The organism is Lactobacillus nasalidis (genome assembly GCF_016587775.1).
In the GTDB taxonomy this organism is placed as follows: Bacteria; Bacillota; Bacilli; order Lactobacillales; family Lactobacillaceae; genus Lactobacillus; species Lactobacillus nasalidis.
In genome coordinates this window covers 1-2,845 of sequence record NZ_BOCG01000682.1, presented here as the reverse complement: position 1 = coordinate 2,845, position 2,845 = coordinate 1, and the positions used below count along the sequence as shown (strand labels likewise).

General features: G+C 55.7%; 2 protein-coding genes. Both read right to left on the bottom strand.

The genetic code is table 11. The annotated features are described in order from the left end of the window. Positions 1-1,595 (bottom strand): acyltransferase family protein (locus lacNas_RS13000; RefSeq protein ID WP_201346934.1); only part of this gene is annotated, 1,595 nt, incomplete at its 3' end. Between the two features lie 53 nt (positions 1,596-1,648). Next, positions 1,649-2,845: GTPase ObgE (gene obgE / locus lacNas_RS12995; RefSeq protein ID WP_201346933.1), on the bottom strand; the 1,197-nt coding region annotated here is incomplete at its 5' end.

Here is a 2,845-nt window from a genome sequence, read left to right as displayed (position 1 = left end):
AGCTGCGGAGCCACATCGGCTTGCCGCGAGACGGTAGCATCAACGATCGCGTGCGGCAGCAGCTGGTGCAGCAGGTCACTGGCAGAAGCCATGACCGAGTCGCCGATTGCCGTTACCTGCAGCTTTTGCGCGGCCTGCAGCTCAGTCTGGCTGATGCCGTACTTTTCAAACTCCTGGTTCACCTTCTTGCTGCTGGTCTTGCTCTTTTGCTTGCTGTCAGTCTTCTTGCTCTTCTGGCTCTTTTTCTTGCTTTGGGACTGGCTGCTGGACTTGGCGGAGGACTTCTGCGAGCTCTTGATTGCTTCCAAGGCCCGCTTGTTCATCTCTGCCTGCTGCTTGGAGTTGTCGTCGATCGTCTTGATCAAAGCACCGTCCTTGTTGTCAGCCTTGGCCAGCGGAGAAAACAGGATCCCGCCGCTGCCGATCAAAAAGACCAGGAAGAAGGCGGCCGTTTTCAGCCAGGAACGCGACAGCTTGACCGGCCGGTGAAAGAGTCTGGCCAGGCTGGAGCGGATTTCTGCCCCGGTGTAGCGTCTTTTTTCAAACAAACGGTAAGTCAGCTCGCTGATCAGCAGGATCAGGGCCACTTCGATCACCCGGTAGAGGGCCACGTGGTCCGCCAGGTCGCTGACGCGGCTTTCAAAGAAGATCATCACCGGGAATTGGTACAGGTAGATCTCGTAGCTTCTTGACCCCAGCCAGTCAAACAGCGGGTTGGTCAACAGGCGGTTCCAGATCCCTACCGGGGCGGCAATCACAGCCGCGAAAACAGCCGTGAAGAAGCTGAAGATCAGCATCCCCCCGTAGTAAGGGAAGGCGGTCTGGGCATTCATCAGCGGGGTAAACATGAGCAGCAGCATCCCTGCCAAAGTGCCGGCCCCGGTCCAGTTGAGGATCACGCCGTCTTTTCTGGTGAAGCGGTTGTCCAGTTTCTCAAATGGCCACAGGATCGCCATTGCGCTTCCCAGACCCAGAGAGAAGAAACGGGTATCCGTGCCGTAGTAGATCCGGCTGGTGTCTTGGCCAGGACGGTAAAGCAGGGCCATCTCCGCGGCCGAAAGCAGCGACAGGGCAATCAAAGCCCAGAACATGTTGCGCCGGCGCTTGCCAAATTTGTACACCAGAGCCATCACCAGCGGCCAGAGCAGGTAAAACTGCCAGTCAATCGACATCGTCCACAAGTGAACGAAAGGCGATTCGTTGTTGGCAAAGCGCTCAAAATAACTCTGCCCGTTAAAAATCTGCCAGAAGTTGTACACGCCCAGCAAGTTGCTGCCGACAATCTGGTACAGCTTGTTTAACAAATTGCGCTGGAAGAAGAGCACGATATAAGCGCTGGTCAGCCACAGCATTGCAATCAGCGGCGGATACAGCCTTTTGAAGCGGCGCTGGTAAAAGGACTTGATGTCAAAAAAGTTCTGTCTGTCGTAGGCCGCCATGATCTGGTCGGTCACCAGATACCCGGTCAGGACCAGAAATACCGGAACGCCCAGATAGCCGCCTCCAAAGTGGTCCGGATCCAAGTGATACAGAATCACCCCGATTACTGCCAAAGCCCGCAGACCGGCATAGCCAGTTATATATCGTTTTTTCATTTTATTACTCTCTTAACTTTAGTTTCTCTATTCAAATACTATCTATCTCTTAATTATTGTACAAATTCAAAGCTGAAGTCGCCGATGTAAACATCGTCTCCGTCGACAGCACCTTGCGCCCGCAATTCGTCGTCAACGCCCAGTTTCTTCAAGCGGCGGGCCAGACGCATGATCCCGTCTTGGTGGTCCAGATTGGTCATGGCTACCAGGCGTTCAAGCTGCTCGCCGTGAATTTCAAACTCGTGCTCGCCGATCTTTTCAACCGTGAATTCCATCTTCTCTGGCCGGCGGTACTTGTAGGTCTTGGTCTTGACCTCTTCCTTAGGCTTGACTGCTTCAGCGGCTTCTTGTGCTTCGACTTCACCAACCAAGTCAGCTGCCCGGCTCATCAAGCGGTCAACGCCCTGGTGGGTGATGCTGGAGAGTTCGTAGACTTCCTGGTCAACCCCGTGGGCAGCCAGGTCCTTTTTGAACTGGGCCAGCTTCTCATCAGCGCCTGGAATGTCCATCTGGCTGGCAACGATGATCTCCCGCTTGCTGGAAAGGTCGTCTTCAGTATATGAGGCCAGTTCGTGCAAAATCGTTTCGTAATCATCGTATGCATCGCGGCCGTTGTTTGGATCCATCGAAACCAGGTGCAGGATAACCTTGGTCCTTTCCACGTGCCGCAGGAACTGAATCCCCAAGCCGACGCCCTGGCTGGCCCCCTTGATCAGCCCCGGCAGGTCGGCCATGGAGAAGTCGCGGCCGTCAGGCAGCATGACCATTCCCAGGTTCGGCTTCAAAGTGGTGAACTGGTAAGCCGCGATCTTCGGCTTGGCGCTGGTTACAACCGACAAGAGCGTGGACTTGCCGACAGAAGGAAAGCCGACCAGGCCGACGTCGGCCAGCACCTTCAGTTCCAGGCGCAGGGTCCGAAATTCACCCGGTTCGCCGTTTTCGGCAATTTCCGGAGCAGTGTTGACGCTGGTGGCAAAGTGGATGTTCCCCCGGCCGCCGCGGCCGCCCTTGGCCACGACCAGTTCCTGGCCGTTTTCTACCAGGTCGCCGATTTCTTCACCAGTATAAAAATCATAAACCGTCGTGCCCACCGGCACCTTCAAATACAGGTCCTTGGCCGCCTTGCCATACTGGGCCTTGATGCGGCCGTTTTCGCCAGCTTCAGCCTTGAACTTGCGCCGGTAGCGGAAGTCCATCAGCGTTCTGAGTCCGTTGTCAGCCACAAAAATGATCGAGCCGCCGCGGCCGCC